14 protein-coding genes and 1 pseudogene are annotated in these 15,961 nt (G+C 34.1%); 7 read left to right on the forward strand and 8 right to left on the reverse strand.

Annotated elements, in window-relative coordinates:
• Positions 1-98: 98 nt before the first annotated feature.
• Positions 99-704 carry a bifunctional nicotinamidase/pyrazinamidase gene (pncA, locus tag AC3HD6_RS10645; RefSeq protein ID WP_488896321.1) on the forward strand — a complete coding sequence of 202 codons (606 nt, stop codon included), beginning with the start codon at positions 99-101 and terminating at the stop codon, positions 702-704.
• A gap of 81 nt (positions 705-785) precedes the next feature.
• Here pncA and AC3HD6_RS10650 read toward each other — a convergent pair whose 3' ends face one another.
• The 3 genes from AC3HD6_RS10650 to AC3HD6_RS10660 form a co-directional block, all read right to left on the reverse strand.
• Positions 786-1,631, reverse strand: coding sequence for a sialate O-acetylesterase (locus tag AC3HD6_RS10650; protein WP_488896322.1), 846 nt, complete (start codon positions 1,629-1,631; stop codon positions 786-788).
• Positions 1,628-2,197 carry a TetR/AcrR family transcriptional regulator gene (locus AC3HD6_RS10655; protein ID WP_488896323.1) on the reverse strand — a complete coding sequence of 190 codons (570 nt, stop codon included), beginning with the start codon at positions 2,195-2,197 and terminating at the stop codon, positions 1,628-1,630. The genes AC3HD6_RS10650 and AC3HD6_RS10655 overlap by 4 nt, the downstream gene beginning before the upstream one ends.
• Positions 2,198-2,361: 164 nt before the next feature.
• The gene (locus tag AC3HD6_RS10660; RefSeq protein WP_488896324.1) at positions 2,362-3,543 is read right to left on the reverse strand and encodes a pseudouridine synthase; all 1,182 of its coding nucleotides are present in this window, start codon (positions 3,541-3,543) and stop codon (positions 2,362-2,364) included.
• Positions 3,544-3,644: 101 nt separating this feature from the next.
• Here AC3HD6_RS10660 and aroB point away from each other — a divergent pair, with 101 nt between their 5' ends.
• Positions 3,645-4,691, forward strand: a complete 1,047-nt coding sequence (gene aroB / locus AC3HD6_RS10665; RefSeq protein WP_068943258.1) for a 3-dehydroquinate synthase — start codon at positions 3,645-3,647, stop codon at positions 4,689-4,691.
• 71 nt (positions 4,692-4,762) lie between these two features.
• Here the strand turns inward: aroB and AC3HD6_RS10670 are convergent, their stop codons facing one another.
• A complete protein-coding gene (locus tag AC3HD6_RS10670; RefSeq protein WP_488896325.1) occupies positions 4,763-6,625 on the reverse strand; it encodes a tail fiber domain-containing protein in 1,863 nt (620 codons plus the stop codon).
• A gap of 478 nt (positions 6,626-7,103) precedes the next feature.
• Between AC3HD6_RS10670 and AC3HD6_RS10675 the strand changes: the two genes are divergently transcribed.
• From AC3HD6_RS10675 to AC3HD6_RS10695, 5 genes and pseudogenes are all read left to right on the forward strand, one after another.
• Positions 7,104-7,733: a porin family protein gene (locus AC3HD6_RS10675; protein ID WP_488896326.1), complete on the forward strand. Its 630-nt coding sequence runs from the start codon at positions 7,104-7,106 to the stop codon at positions 7,731-7,733.
• Positions 7,734-8,010: 277 nt separating this feature from the next.
• Entirely contained in the window at positions 8,011-8,601 is a 591-nt protein-coding gene (locus AC3HD6_RS10680) for a porin family protein (protein WP_488896327.1), read from the forward strand.
• Between the two features lie 266 nt (positions 8,602-8,867).
• Positions 8,868-9,456: pseudogene (locus AC3HD6_RS10685) on the forward strand (porin family protein).
• Between the two features lie 391 nt (positions 9,457-9,847).
• Entirely contained in the window at positions 9,848-10,537 is a 690-nt protein-coding gene (locus AC3HD6_RS10690) for a porin family protein (protein WP_488896328.1), read from the forward strand.
• 342 nt (positions 10,538-10,879) lie between these two features.
• A complete protein-coding gene (locus AC3HD6_RS10695) occupies positions 10,880-11,581 on the forward strand; it encodes a porin family protein (protein WP_488896329.1) in 702 nt (233 codons plus the stop codon).
• Between the two features lie 203 nt (positions 11,582-11,784).
• Here the strand turns inward: AC3HD6_RS10695 and AC3HD6_RS10700 are convergent, their stop codons facing one another.
• From AC3HD6_RS10700 to AC3HD6_RS10715, 4 genes are all read right to left on the reverse strand, one after another.
• On the reverse strand, positions 11,785-12,732 hold the full coding sequence (locus AC3HD6_RS10700; protein WP_488896330.1) for a glycerophosphodiester phosphodiesterase family protein: 948 nt from the start codon (positions 12,730-12,732) through the stop codon (positions 11,785-11,787).
• 175 nt (positions 12,733-12,907) lie between these two features.
• Complete coding sequence (gene purF / locus AC3HD6_RS10705; protein WP_488896331.1) at positions 12,908-14,407, reverse strand: amidophosphoribosyltransferase; 1,500 nt, start codon at positions 14,405-14,407, stop codon at positions 12,908-12,910.
• Positions 14,408-14,505: 98 nt separating this feature from the next.
• Positions 14,506-15,228 (reverse strand): phosphoribosylaminoimidazolesuccinocarboxamide synthase, encoded by a 723-nt coding sequence (gene purC, locus AC3HD6_RS10710; RefSeq protein ID WP_488896332.1) that lies wholly within the window; start codon positions 15,226-15,228, stop codon positions 14,506-14,508.
• Positions 15,229-15,264: 36 nt separating this feature from the next.
• Entirely contained in the window at positions 15,265-15,960 is a 696-nt protein-coding gene (locus AC3HD6_RS10715; protein WP_488896333.1) for a DUF3307 domain-containing protein, read from the reverse strand.
• Position 15,961: the final 1 nt, after the last annotated feature.

Genomic DNA, 15,961 nt, shown 5'->3' on the forward strand with positions numbered 1-15,961 from the left:
TTTTATTTTTTTATTGCCGATTTGTCCGATAATTCGATTTTGGAAAAGTTTTTGCGGATTAGTTTTGTAAATTTATCAAAAATTCGAGAAATCTAAATATGAAAAAAGCATTAATAATAGTCGATGTACAGAACGATTTTTGTGAAGGCGGAGCATTGGCAGTACCAGGAGCAAACGAAATTATTCCCTATATCAATCTTTTGATGGAAGAAAATGAATATGATCAAATCATCTTAACCCAAGACTGGCATCCTGCAGGGCATAAAAGTTTTGCAAGCAGCAATGGCAGAAATGTTGGAGATAGCATTATTTTGAATGGCGTTCCGCAATTCATGTGGCCTGATCACTGTGTACAGGGAACCTTTGGGGCTGAGTTCCATAAGGACTTAAACCAAAGCAAGGTCACTCACATTGTACAAAAAGGAAAAAATATTGAAATTGATAGTTATAGCGGTTTCCAGGACAATAATCATTTCATGAAAACAGGATTGGATGATTTCTTGAAATATCATGATATTCAGTTAGTGGAAATCGCAGGATTAGCTATGGATTATTGTGTGAAATTCACTGCTCAGGATGCTGTAGCGAACGGATATATTACCTGCCTTCATTTCAATGGAACCCGTGCTGTAAACGTAAAGCCGGAAAATGGCAGAGATGCTATCTATGATATGATCGAAAAAGGAGTAACCGTACTTGGATAAAACAATAATGATATACTAACCAGGCTATATCAGAAGAAAACAGCATCCATAATGATGCTGTTTTTTTTAATATTTATCTTATTATCCATTCAGTTTAGCTAATTCTGACAAAAAATCTTTAGGTTCAATATTTCCCATTGCAAATTTATTCTCCAACTGTTTGATCTTTTCTGTTTGGGTATAAGGACGACTATAGATTTTGGCTAATGTATTTTCTTCATCATACTGTGGGTCAAAAAGATGTTTTAAATTACGAAAAGCTTTATAATATCTTACACCCAATATTCTTTGCGACAAGGCATTGAAATGAATACTGTCAGCATTGGCTGTAAGTTCTTTTGATGTAACAAAATAACAGTTTGCATGAGTCCTTGCAAAGTCTTCCAATGCTTGATTAATTAAAGGATATGCGGTGAAATATTGTCCAAAAATCCCTTTGGATAAAAAATCTCCTAAACCACCGATAATAAGAGGAACCTCGGGTATATCTAATTCTTGGCGTAATGTCTCCATTATTATAGAGAATTTATCACCATATTTTTCAGCTTTTTCCGGCGAACAGTCATTTTCACCCTGGTGCCAGAGAATACCAGCTATCCGGCTTGTTCGTTGTGCTAATTTGGCTTGTGATACAGCATTTTCAAATAAAGCACCGCCTACAGTCCAATCATCAAGGCTGGTTCCCCCATCAGCACATGGAATTAACCCTATTTCCTCATGTTGATGATCAAGCCTCCAGGATGCTGCAAATGAAGCTGCAAGGCCTATACCTGCGCTAGGGCGGTCAAAATTAATAGGTTCGGACATGATTTGCCATAATCCGTTTCTTTGCATTTTAATATGTTCGTCATAAATAGACGGAACTTCTTTACCATAACCGCGACCAGCCATATTTGACTGCCCTATCATTAAAAAAGAATGTATCATTTTTTGCTTATTTGTATGCCAATACTTCTGCTGAATGAAACCCAGGCAAGTTTTTTCACTTCATTTTGAGCAATATCTCCGGATCTGAATGCCATAATTGTTGCTGTGATTACGCTGGTAAAAAGAATTCTTATCCAGGGTAATGGAAACTGACTATCTATCACCTGTTCTTTTTGTAATCTCTGAAGGGCATCGAATAATTGATCTCTCGTTTTAAAATAGGCTGTACTTTGCTCACTTTCATGTAGTGTTGAAGACGATTTTCTAATATCATTCATTTTAATAAGAAAAGCATACTTTGTTCCGCTGTCAATTCCTGCATATAACAGGTGTTCAAGTTGCACTAAAGGATCTTGTGAACTGTTACAAGCTTTAATCGCAGCCAACTCCCAAGCTTCCATCATAGTCTTATTGCATGCTTCCAGTAATTCATTTCGACTTTTAAAATATCGGTGAAGCGTTCTTCTGTTCAGCCCGCAATGTATCGCAATATCCTCCAGTTTTGCTGAAAAATTATCATTTAAAACTAATATTGCAGCTTCAATAATTTTTTGCTGAGTATTCATAAATTCTTTATTGACTCAAATTTACGATAAATGTCTCAAATTTGAGACATTTATTTTTAAATTAAGATAAAATTTAAAATAGGAGGAATATTTCATTCAATTAACACAAAAAAGCGCAGAAATAAATTCCCGCGCCTCTTTACGTACAATGCTTTAAAATTATCTTAAAGCATTTTAAGATTGTTTACTTCCAGTTCTGAAAGAATTCTCCAGTGTCCTCTCTTAATGTTTTTCTTCGTTAATCCGGCAAACATTACTCGATCTAATGATTCCACCTCGTACCCTAATCTTTGGAAAATTCTTCTGATAACACGATTCCATCCGATGTGGATCTCAATTCCAATTTCATTCTTAGGTTTACCTTCAATGTAAGAAATCTGATCTACTACTGCTACTCCTTCGTCAAGACGGATTCCTTCTGCAATAAGACGTAAATCTTCACCAGTCAGTTTCTTATCCAACGTTACATGGTATATCTTCTTAGCATCAAAAGATGGATGCGTAAGTTTTTTAGTCATGTGTCCGTCATTGGTCAATAAGATAACTCCTGTAGTAGAACGGTCTAATCTTCCAACCGGGAAAAGTCTGTAAGGAGAAGCATTCGCAACAAGATCCATTACGGTTTTTCTTGCTTTATCATCCTTAGTAGTAGAAATATACCCTTTTGGTTTATTTAGAAGTACATACACCGGTTTTTCCGGGGTAATGCTTTGTCCGTCAAAAACAACTCTATCGGTTTTCTGTACCTGGTATCCCATTTCAGTTACTACTTTTCCGTTTACTTCTACAAGCCCTTGAGTAATAAGCTCATCAGCCTCTCTCCTGCTGCAGATTCCGGAATTAGCAATATACTTATTAAGACGGATGCTGTCTTTATGAATGTCTTTATCAATCTTGTTCAGTCTTCTTTTCTGTACAAAAGATCTTGTTTTATCATCAGCTTTTTCGTCTCCATTAGATGGTCTTCTACCATATTTCAAGCTGCCTCTTTCATACTTGTCTCTAGTATCGAAGCTTTTTCCACCTCTCTTAGGTTTTCCAAAAGATTTTCTTTCGTAGCTTTCACTTTTATTCGTGATATAAGCTCTACTTTCAGATTTTGATTCAGAATCATCACTTGAGCTATTAAAGCTCCCGGTATTTTTCTTGAATGGTTTCTTTTCAAATCTTGAGTTGGATCCTGAATGTTCGGGACCTTTTCTTCCTCCATCTTTAGAGAAAGGCTTTTTAAAAGGTTTTGATCCTGAAGAATTTCCAGATCTGGAAGCACGAGAATCATCAGAACTTTTCTTGGTTGAAATTCTTGGTCTCTTTGATCTGTCTGAATTATTATTATCTCTGCTCATTCTAAAAATTTTTGCAAAGATAGTAATTTAGTTACGAGTTAAAAATTAAGAATCATAACTTTGCAGAATAGTTTACATTTTAACCTTACATATTTTCGAAGATGATAACAATATTAAACGATAATTTTTCTCAACTCAACGATTTTCTTCATGAGAAAACATTCAGTAAAATTTTTATTTTGGTGGATGAAAACACACATGAATACTGCCTTCCGGTTCTTTTAGGCAACATGGAAACAGATCTTGGTTTTGAAATTCTGGAAATTGAAGCAGGAGAAGAAATGAAGAATATCCAGACCGCTAATCAGCTTTGGGAAATTCTTACAGAAATGCAGGCGGACCGAAAAGCATTGGTGATTAACCTTGGCGGTGGTGTGATTACTGATATGGGAGGTTTTGTAGCATCTACCTATAAAAGAGGAATTCAGTTTATTAATATCCCTACTACCCTGTTATCTATGTGTGATGCCTCTATTGGTGGAAAAACAGGTATTGATCTGATGCATTATAAAAATATGGTAGGAACATTTGCTTTCCCGGAGCAGATCTTTATTTATCCTAAATTTTTAGAAACATTGCCTTTTAAAGAATTAAGAAGCGGATTTGCTGAAATGCTGAAACACGGACTCATTGCTGATAAAGCTCATTGGAATCAGCTGATTCAGATTCATAAGCTTGATGTGGAAGCCGTAACGCCTTATATTCAGAATTCTATGGATATTAAACAGGATGTCGTAGAAAAAGATTTCCATGAAAGCAATATCAGAAAAACCCTGAATTTTGGACATACCATAGGACACGCAGTGGAAAGTCTTTGTCTGCAGCAGGGAAATCCAATTCTGCACGGAGAAGCTGTGGCTATGGGAATGATTTGTGAAGCCCATCTTGCCTATCTTGAAAACCTTATTTCAGAAGAAGATTCAAAAGTGATCATTGAAAACATCCAGAGATATTATCCTTATTTAGATATCAGTGATTTTAAGGATGAAGATATTACGGCTTTACTTTTAAATGATAAAAAAAATGTGGATAGTAAGATTAATTTTTCTCTGCTTACCAATATTGGTGCTTGTAATTATGATCATCAGTGCAGTCAAAAAAATATCCTTGAATCATTATCTTTCTACAGAAATCTAAATAATGCATAATCATTTTTTATATAGCATTATCTGAATATCATATTATAGTAATCCCTGTTATTTTAGCAGGGGTTTACTGTTTATCTTTGTTTTGGAAATGATGATTCCAGACGTTTTAAGCGTTCTTCAAAGATGGCTTGTGTTTGCTGCATTTCCATATTCGATTTTTTTAACATCTTATTTTCATTTTCTAACGCTTCTATCTTTTTTACCAGCTCCTGAGTTGCAGAAATATTCAGCATAGATAAAGCATCATAATCTACTGTTCTCAGATCCGATACTTCAGTCCCATAAACAAAGAGCTTTCCTTTAAGTTTTTTACCTTCCAAGTGTACGGTAATACTCTTAGGAGTACTATTTTTAATTTTCAAAATAATTTCCCCTGTTTCATCAAAAATTTTAAGAAACTTTTCCTCCTTAGAAATAGCAATAGGTTTCTCGAAGGTAAAAACCGCATCACTTTGTTGAGCAGGCTGATAAATATTAGGAATAAAAGTTTTTACATTATTTTTACTAACCGCCTGCGGATATACCGCTTCCACTTCCTGAGCAATTACCTTTTTAAATTCTTTTCTCCCGTAGATAGCCTCATCTTTCATAAGGTAATCGGTAACAGCTATTTTTTTTAAGGTCTCTAGATCTTTTGCAGTGTCAGATTTTCCTATGATATTTTTAATTCTTTTATCTGAAAAAAGAGAAGTTTGTGCTACACTCAGTTTTCCTACCGATATAATATTTCCATCTGCATAAATGGACGTATTCGTATTGAAAGCTCCAATATCATTGGTATAATTCGGATAGGTAGTCAACATTCCGTCAGGAGATCCCGAATCAGGGCTTATTCCATAATACGTAAGACTTGATACAGCCAAAGGCCATGAAGTGGTCTTTAACCGGATATCCAACGGAAATTTCGGTTCATTCGTACCAATACCAATATTTCCGTTCTGATCAATATTGATTCTTCGGTTTCCATCCCCATCGGCAATGATCACGTTATTTGAAAGTGAAGCAGGCAATGTGCTTACATTCGCCCCGATAATGGTATTCGCTTTTCCAGAAACAAGTCCTGCACCAGCCCGGAAACCAATAAAAGTGTTATAATTATTAGCTGTATTTAAATTATATCCTGCAGATCCGCCAATTGCGGTATTTCCTCTTCCTCCTGGAATCATTCGGAAAGCATCTCCTCCTATTCCTATATTGTAATCACCGGAGACCAGCTCCCTAAGCGAACTGGCTCCAATGCCCACATTACTTATGGTACTTTTAGCGGAAAAAAGTGAAAAATAACCATTGGCAACATTATTATTTCCGTCCAGGTTCGAATATAGAGCCCGGTATCCATAACCTGTATTCTGTATTCCGGATTTATTGCTGCTCAACACCTCCGCTCCTATGGCTGTATTCATACTCCCTATGGTATTTGAAATTAAATTATTGACGCCCACTGCAGTATTATTAAGGCCGGAGGTATTGGCTGTCAGACTATTTACGCCAAATATTGTGTTGGTTGTATTTAATACCCCGGATACAATATTATTTCTTTTAAAAATAACATCTACATTATCAGAAGTTCCTATATAATTAACTCCGTTTACCATACCGGAATTTCCGGTAAGACTCCATCCTGTCATCACAATAGGTGTTAAATCATCCAGTACTTTTATCCATCGCCCTGCAGTGGTATTCCAATAATAATATCCCGGAACGATTCCGTTTACAGAAGCGGTGTTGTAAATCATTAGAGAATTTGCAGGAGACGGTACTGTCAAAGTATCCGAATTTCCGGTCAATGCGATTCGGGGAATTAAAACTCCTTTGTCTGAGCCTACAACTTCAAGTATAGATGAAGGATTTGGGGTTATGGTATTAATACCCACCTGGGCCTGGAAAGTATTTTCAAAGAAAAGAAATAACAGCAGCAATGTGCATTTTTTCATAGTGTAGAGATTAGTGAATCCTTACAAATTCAAAGATCTGTTTTGTAAGAGTATCAGGTTATCATTTTATAAGATCTACAAAATTAATAAAGCAAAATGAGATAATCAGGGTTTAATTGCCTTGTTTAAAGAAATCTGACTATTATAATAAAGTTCAGCTAAACATCAAAGAACACTTTTTGAAACTTTTTTTACAATAAACGGAAAAATATTACTTGATCTTATTAAAATTTAACTTGGATTCTTATTGCTTATAACAAATTATCAATTTAGATAGTTTATAAACAAACGTTTAATTAAAAAATTAAAATACTATAAATCAATATATTGAAATTTAAAATCTAGATTTTCATGATTGACTTTAATCATGAAAAATATTTTTGGCAAGCAATTTGAAAGATCTCCAGCGTTCAACAGAAATGTGAACAAGTAGTAAAATTTAAAATTAAGAAAGAGTAAAAATTAAAAATTTAAAGTTATGAAAAAGTTAATTTTAGGATTAGCAGTAACTGCAGGAACATTAGCGTTCGCTCAACAAACACCTTCTTCTAATCCGGTATCATTTGGGGTAAAAGGAGGAATGAACGTTTCTTCATTATCAAAGAACAACAGTCTGGATGATCAAAAATCTAAAATCGGATTCAATGCTGGTGTATTTGCCAACATTCCGGTAGCCTCTTCATTCAGCATTCAGCCAGAGGTATTGTATTCTCAATATGGAGAGAAGTCTGATTATAAATTAGGAAATACAACCATCTCCAACTCTACCAAACTAGATTATATTACAGTACCGGTAATGTTCCAGTACAATGCACTACCTAATCTTTATTTGGAAGCTGGACCAGAGTTCGGTTTCATGGTAAGCGCTAAGAACAAAGTTAAGAATGAATCTACAGGACAGTCATCTACAACAGAAAATTTCAAAGATGATCTGAATACATTCAACTTTGGGATCGGTTTAGGAGCAGGATATTACTTTACTCCAAACTTTGGAATCACTGCCAGATATGTTGCAGGTTTAACGGATATTGCGAAAGACAGACCTAGTGGATCTGATGCGATCAGAAACAATGTATTCCAGGTAGGATTAGCTTATAAATTTAAATAAGCTTCTTAACATTCAGTAACAAATTTTATATTCAATAGAAAGATCAGGTTAATTTTAGCCTGGTCTTTTTTTATTTTAAATCTTAAGTTATGTGAATAGGTCTATAAATTAGGGAAAAGCATAATTTTATGGGTACTAATTATTTTTATAGGTCATTAAATGACTTTTATAAAATAAGATTATGCCAGAATAAAATTATTTATTATTTTATTCTGGCATAATATTTGATAACTTAAAAAATGTTAAACAAAACTTAAAAACTATTAAATAAATACTTATGAAAAAGATTTTTTTAGGCCTAGCATTAGTAGCGGGTACTTTCTCTTTCGCACAAAAAACTTCAAGCAATACAGCAGCATCTTCTCCAGTTAGATTTGGAATCAAAGCTGGTCTTAACGTTTCTAGTTTTACTGATAGTGATTCAAAATCAAAAGCTGGTTTCTATGGTGGAGTATTTGCTAATATTCCAGTAGCACAAGACTTCTCTGTTCAGCCAGAAGTACTATACAGTGGTATGGGAGCAAAATCTAGCGCAAATAGTGATCTTAAAGCTAACCTAGATTATATCTCAGTACCAGTAATGTTTCAGTACAATGCACTTCCTAACCTATATTTAGAAGCAGGACCTCAATTCAGTTTCTTAATGAGTGCAAAAGCAAAATATAATTCCAACTCTATGGATATCAAAGACGGATTGAAAACTTTTGATTTCGGATTAGGTCTTGGAGCTGGTTATTACTTTACTCCTAATATCGGAGTTAACTTGAGATATGTTGCAGGATTAACAGACATTAATAAAGATAGACCTGGTGGTACAGATTCTACCAAAAACGGAGTATTCCAAGTTGGTTTATCTTATAAATTCTAAGAACGGTTTGATTTAATCATACTCCAGTTCAATAAAAAAATCAGGTTAAATTTTTTAACCTGATTTTTTTTGTAAATATTAAATTTTGTTAAAAAAAAATAGCAAAATAAAATATAATGGTAAAAATAAATAATATTTTTTCATATTACAATGAAATTTAATTTTTATTATATGTTGATTATCAAATGATTATGCTTTTATTTTATCTTTTTTGGCATGCAGTTTGAATATAAGGTAAATGTTAAAAAAAATAAAAAAATACATTTATGAAAAAAATTTTTCCATGCCTGGCTCTTATAGCGGGTACATTTGTTTTTGCACAAAAAACATCTATTAATACAGCCTCTTCTTCTCCTATTAGATTTGGTTTAAAAGCAGGTATTTAACATTTCTAGCCTTTCTGATTCTGAACTGAGTTCAAAAGCCGGCTTCTATGGAGGAGTATTTGCTAATATTCCAGTAGCACAGGATTTTTCCGTACAGCCTGAAGTATTATATAGTGGAATGGGAGCAAAACATTTACCAACAGATAGTAAAGTTAATTTAGATTATATCTCTATTCCGGTAATGCTACAATACAATGTTCTTCCTAATTTATATTTAGAAGCAGGTCCACAATTTAACTTCTTGGTCAACTCAAAGATTAAATTTCCATCTAACTCAATAGATGGTAAAGATGCATTTAAAACATTCGATTTCGGACTTGGCCTAGGAGCTGGTTACTATTTTATTCCCAATATCGGAGTTAATGTAAGGTATGTTGCTGGATTAACTAATATTGGTAAAGACAGACCTGGTGCCTCAAGCTCAACCAAAAATGGAGCACTCCAAATTGGTTTATCTTATAAATTCTAAGTCTGTACTTAGGTTTCATAACAAATTTATAGCCGGATCATTTATTACAATCCGGTTTTTTTATGTCTGAATCTTTATTTAATTTTTTTGGCAAGGAATTTGCGTATAGAGTAATAATTGTATCTGTTTTGAAAAAGTCTTTAAGCTGCAGTTTTATTCTATGATTTCAGAATCATAAAGAAAATACTGTTGCTATTGATGTGTAGTTGAACAGATCTTGGAGATACAGATTTGTATTTCCGTACTCCATAGAATACATTTTGATTTCAATAGAAAAAGTCAGGTTTACTTGTTAAATCTGACTTTTTCGCTTTTATGTGATTTTTATCATTTTTCCTCTTTTTGGCGGGACTTTTGCTACAAAGTGAGGGAAATTTAAACTTTAATAATCATGAAAAAATTATTCATAGGATTAGCATTTGCAGGAAGCTTTTTTATTAATGCACAGGAAAAAACCAAGTCATCTTCTCCTGTTACTTTTGGAGTTAAAGGAGGGTTAAATATCTCTAATTTTTCTGATAATAACAATTACGATTATCAGGACGACGAAAATAAAATGAAAGCTGGTTTTCACGCGGGAGTTTTTGTTAATATTCCTGTGGCGGAAAAATTCAGTGTTCAGCCGGAACTTCTTTTCAGTCAATTAGGTTCAAAAATTGAAGAAAGACAAAGATATAACAATGGTGATTACAGAAGAGATTCTGACTATAAATCAAATTTGAATTATCTTGTTCTACCTGTTATGGTTCAGTACAATATTCTTCCACAATTATATGTTGAGGCAGGCCCTGAATTTGGGTTTTTACTAAGTGGAAAATTCAAAGGAGATGATACCATTACTCAAAGAATGGGAAGTACAACATCTACTACTCATGAGAGTTTTTCTGAAAAATTAGATATGGAATTTTACAACAGATTCCAATTCGGAATTGGTATTGGTGCAGGGTATTACTTTACTCCAAAATTTGGGGTTACAGCAAGATTTACAGCAGGTATTACCAATATTCTGGACAACGGTGATTCAGATTACAAAATAAGAAACAATGCCTTTCAGGTAGGTGTAGCATATAAATTCAAATAGATATTTATTATTTTTCGATGTAAGCCAGGTATTTCTCAATACCTGGTTTTTGTTTTTGTAGATAAAAATCTTTTAACAGGATTTTCTCCTCATTAAAAACACAATTATTATTAATTAAGATATATTTCTTTATAGGATAAATTTAACATAAAATTTATCAAGAATATTCCATATGTGTTGAAATATTTTACACAAATCGTGATATTGTGATTCATTTTTTAATTCAAAAACCTCTTGAAAACGGCTTTACATGTAGGTTTTTTGAGTTTGGCAAGCATTTTGCAAAATAAACCGCGAATGGTTGAAAGACCATCAAGTAGTAAAAATTAAAAAATAAAAATTATGAAGAAGTTTTTTTTAGGACTGGCATTAACTGCTGGTACATTAGCCTTTGCTCAGGAATCAACAACTGTAAATACATCACCTCTTAAAAAAGATGCTCAACCTGTTAGATTTGGTATTAAAGCCGGAGGAAACTCAGCGTATTTCAGTGAGCAACAATTCGGAATGAACAGCCAGAAATTAGGTTTCCATGCCGGAGCTTTTGTAAATATTCCTATCTCTAAACAATTCAGTTTCCAGCCAGAGGTTTTATATAACCAAATGGGGGCAAGAGATGTTGCCTATTCAACAGAAACTACTACAGGAGCAACTACTGTAAAAACTAAAGGAGAAAGCAAAGTAACAATGAACTATATTTCAGTTCCTTTAATGGTGCAGATGAGACCTATGGATAAATTCTATATTGAAGCAGGTCCTGAGTTCAGCTATTTTATCAATGGAAAAACTAAAGGAGAAGCTACTATAGCTACTACTACGGGAGGGGTAACAACAACAACATCTCAATCTCAGTCTGATGATATTAATAAGGACAACATCAACAGATTTAACTTTGGTTTAGGTCTTGGTCTAGGATATGATATTACCAATAATATTGGAATTAGTGCTAGATATACAAACAGCTTAACAAAGATCGAAAAAAGCAGACCAGCTGCTGAGAACAACAACAGAGTTTTCCAATTAGGTCTGAACTATAAGTTCTAATAAAAAAATAAACCAATTTTTTAACTTAGATACAGATTTCTGTATCGCATAAAATAGCCGGAAGAATTTCTTTCGGCTATTTATATTTTAGTGAATTAACTGTTTAATATTGAGGTATACTTTTATGGGTGTTATCATCCTGAAGGTCCGCAAACATAGTTTACGAGTGAAATGAAGAGTCTTCTTCAATTTTTTGAGCACACTTATTCAAATATTCTGGGATCATCACTAATTACACCGTCTATTCCCATATTTTTTAACTCTTGCAATCTTTCTTTAGTATTTACGGTCCATGGGATAACTTTCATGCCTAATGCGTGGCATTCCTGTACGAGCTGAGAAGTAACCAGTCTATGATCCGGACTATAAATAGTTGGAGTGAAGCTTAAAAACTTCATATCTCCTGCTACTCCATTCAGATGATCCGGATATAATTTAAATTTATCAACCGGAATGTTTTTGAAATGGGTTCTTTGTTGTGCCATTTTTTGATTATCTACTTTTTCTACGAGTAAAGCTGTCATTATTTTAGGATATTCTTTATGAATAATTTCAAGTGTTCTGGGGTCGAAAGACTGAATAATAACCCTATGCTGAATTCCTTTTTCAAGAATAATTTTCATCATTAAGTCTACAAATTCTTTAGGTTCCGGGTGAAAAATATGATCAGAGAATGGACGTGTTTTTGTTTCTATGTTGTAATAAGGCAATGGCCTTTTCAATTCACGGGCATAGCTTTCAACAGCATCTATTACATCAGAAAAAAGAGGTTTCTGAGCCTTCATTTTCTTTTGATCAGGATAGTTTTCGAGTTTTTTTAAACCTACATCAAATGTCTGAATCTTTGTGTAAGGCATTTCGTAAATTTTGTAATAAAAACCGGAGTCTTTTGGAATATAAGTCCCGTCCGGTTTGGTGATTAATTCAGGAGAAAGAAAAGCGTCGTGAGAAAGAATTACTTTTTTATCCTTTGTAATGGCCAGATCCATTTCCAGGGTTGTAACATTCATCTGTAAGGCATTTTTCATAGCCGGGATTGTGTTCTCCGGATATAAAGATTTTCCACCGCGATGCGCCTGATTATCGAAAGATTGAGCAGTATAAAGTTGGATAAATGCCAAAAACAGGCCGGTGAAAAGTATATTTTTCATTCTTCAGTATTTAATTCCATAAAATTAAAATTTACTTATGTACTGTATAATACTGAAATATTAAGATTCTGCTACATTTTATAATATTTTGAGATTCTCCGGTTCCTCGGGAATGACATTATATAATAAAAAAGCCAGACATTTATTGCCTGGCTCTCTGTTTATGTAAGAAAAATTAATTAAATAATTCCACTTCCTCTCCTTTGCCTACTGGGTATTCTTCTGTAAAACATCCGAAACAGTGGTTAGAAGATCCTAAAATATTTTTCAGGTTGTCTATGCTTAAAAACTCTAAAGAATCTACTCCTAAATAGTTTTTAAGTTCTTCTGTAGTCATGTTTGCTGAGATCAGATCATCTTTTGACGGAGTATCAATTCCCAGATAACATGGAGCGATAATTGGCGGAGAAACGCTTCTGAAGTGAATTTCTTTTACGCCTGCATCTTTCAGAATTTTAACCAATCTCTTGGATGTTGTTCCACGAACGATAGAGTCATCAATGATTACTACCCTTTTGTCTTTCATTTCTGAAATAATCGGGTTAAGCTTAAGGTTTACTACTCTTTCTCTCATTTCCTGGGTAGGAACAATAAAACTTCTTCCGATGTATCTGTTTTTGATCAAAACAGGACGGAAAGGTATTCCAGAGGCTTTTGAGAAACCGATAGCAGCAGGAACTCCGGAATCCGGAACACCAATAACCAAGTCAGCTTCTACAGGTGCCTGTTCCCAGATTTTTTCACCGGACTTTTCTCTGATTTCGTAAACATTAATGTTTTCTAAGGTAGAGTCAGGTCTTGCGAAGTAAATGTATTCAAAAGAACAGATTCTCTGTTTTCCTTTGGCTTCATCCATCATATAAGAATGAAGTTTTCCAGGTTCATTTTCATTAGTGTAAATGATTTCTCCAGGAAGAATGTCACGTACATACTGTGCACCTACCGCATCTAACGCTACAGATTCAGAAGCAACTACATAAGAATTTTCATTAATAGCTCCTAAAACTAATGGACGGATACCGTTGAAATCTCTGAAAGCAAAGAATTTATTTCTTGTCATTCCTACAACAGAGTATGCTCCTTCAATTTTCTCCATGGTTGCTTTAATGGCTCCACGAAGTCCAAGATCAAGGTTTTTCTGAATCAACCTTAAAATCACCTCAGAATCAGAAGTTGCTCTGAAAACTACACCTTCAGCTTCTAATTCAGCTTTTAATTCTTTCGCATTGGTAAGGTTACCATTGTGTGCTATAGAAAGTATAATCTGGTCATATTCGTTTTTCGCGAAAAATGGCTGGAAGTTATATTTCTTTTTATCTCCTGCAGTGGTATAACGGGTATGCCCAATTGCAGAATTTCCCATAAAAGTTTCAGGTTCCTGAATGTCTTTATAAACGTCTAAAACCAATCCTTCATCTTTCATATTGGTAATTCTTCCGTTCTTTAAAACGGAAATACCACAAGCTTCCTGGCCTCTGTGCTGTAATGCAAAAAGCCCGAACTGTGAAAGAGAAAACGTATCCAGATCTTCATCCGAATAGAGTCCGAAGATTCCACATTCCTCATTAGGAGCATCTAATCTTTCCTCCTCCTGAGTTCTGAAAAGGTTTCTTCCGTAAACCTGGTTTTCAAACTGTTTTAAATATTCACTTTTATGAATGTCTAAACTTTTCATTTCTATTTTTTCTAAATTAAAAGATTAAAAAATTTAATGATTAAAAGAGTACTGACAGTTTAATTTTTAAATGATTCAATCTTTAAATAAATTAAATCTTATTTCTGTAAAAGATTTTTAAGACGGTTGTAAATTTCCACATACGCCTCAGTTACTTCTCCTAAGTCTCTTCTGAATCTGTCTTTGTCAAGCTTCTTCATTGTATCTTTATCCCAAAGTCTGCAAGTATCAGGCGAAATTTCGTCTGCAAGGATGATCTCCCCTGTAGAAGTTTTTCCTAATTCGATTTTGAAGTCTACAAGGATGATGTTGATTTTATCAAACAGTTCAATAAGAATGTCATTGATATCTGAAGATAATTCATACATTTCATCAAGCTCTTCATATGTAGCAGCTCCTAAGAATACAGCATGGTGATCATTGATAAGCGGATCTCCCAATTCGTCTTTTTTATAGCAGATATCGAAGATGGTTACCGGAGACTTAATTCCTTCTTCCACTCCTAATCTTTGTGCCATACTTCCTGCAGAGTAGTTTCTTACCACCATTTCCAAAGGAATGATAGATACTTTTTTTACCAACTGCTCTCTTTCGTCTAATTTTTGGATGAAATGAGTTTTGATCCCTTTTTCATTTAAATATTCAAAAATAAGAGTAGTGATGGCGTTGTTCATTTCCCCTTTCAGGTCCACTTGCCCTTTCTTTTGAGCGTTAAATGCTGTAGCATCGTCTTTGAAACGTACTACTACTTCATCAGGATTATCGGTTGCAAATACTTGTTTTGCTTTCCCCTCGTACAACATTTCTTTCTTTTGACTCATAATTTTACTTTCTAAATTGTAGTTAGATTTATTGATTTATTTTATTATTATTCCTGTTAAGACAGCCAGTCCAAAACTTAGCAGCGTACCAATCAATACATATTCTGTAAGTTTTCTCTGTTTTGCCTGTGCAAGGTCACTGAACCTGAAAACAGATTTGGCAGCGACCATGAAACCTACGCCTTCCCAGTGATTCACCATAATAAAAGTGAATACCAGCAGACGTTCTAAAATTCCGATATATTTTCCGGCACTTGATAAAGACTCGGTTTGAATAGCGTTGGCACCATCCGGGGCGGGAGTCCAGGATGATAAAAGAATTTTGATAAAAATAGATGCTGGCGTTGTCAGAAACAAAGCGGCCATTAATATTTTTAAAAATTCCTGATTCTGTAAAAATTCAAAATTAAATTCACCGAAATAAAAAGATACTCCTGCAATCACTAACACATGCAGCAGCTGATCAATGAAAAACCATCTTTTTTTCGTTTTTATAGTCTGGAAACTAAGTTTAGCAGCATCAATAATGAGATGAGTAATACCCACTAAAACCGCAACCCACCAAAGCTGCAGATCCCAAAGAAAGATAAGACTTAAAGCTATGTGAATCAGAACATGGAAGTATAAAAACTTACTTTTTAGTTTATAGTTCTCCTTATCAGCAACCCATGCATTTGGCTGAAGCATAAAATCTCCGAGTAGATGTGCCAATATGAGTTTGATAAAGATCATG

The organism is Chryseobacterium sp. II3a, from assembly GCF_057815135.1.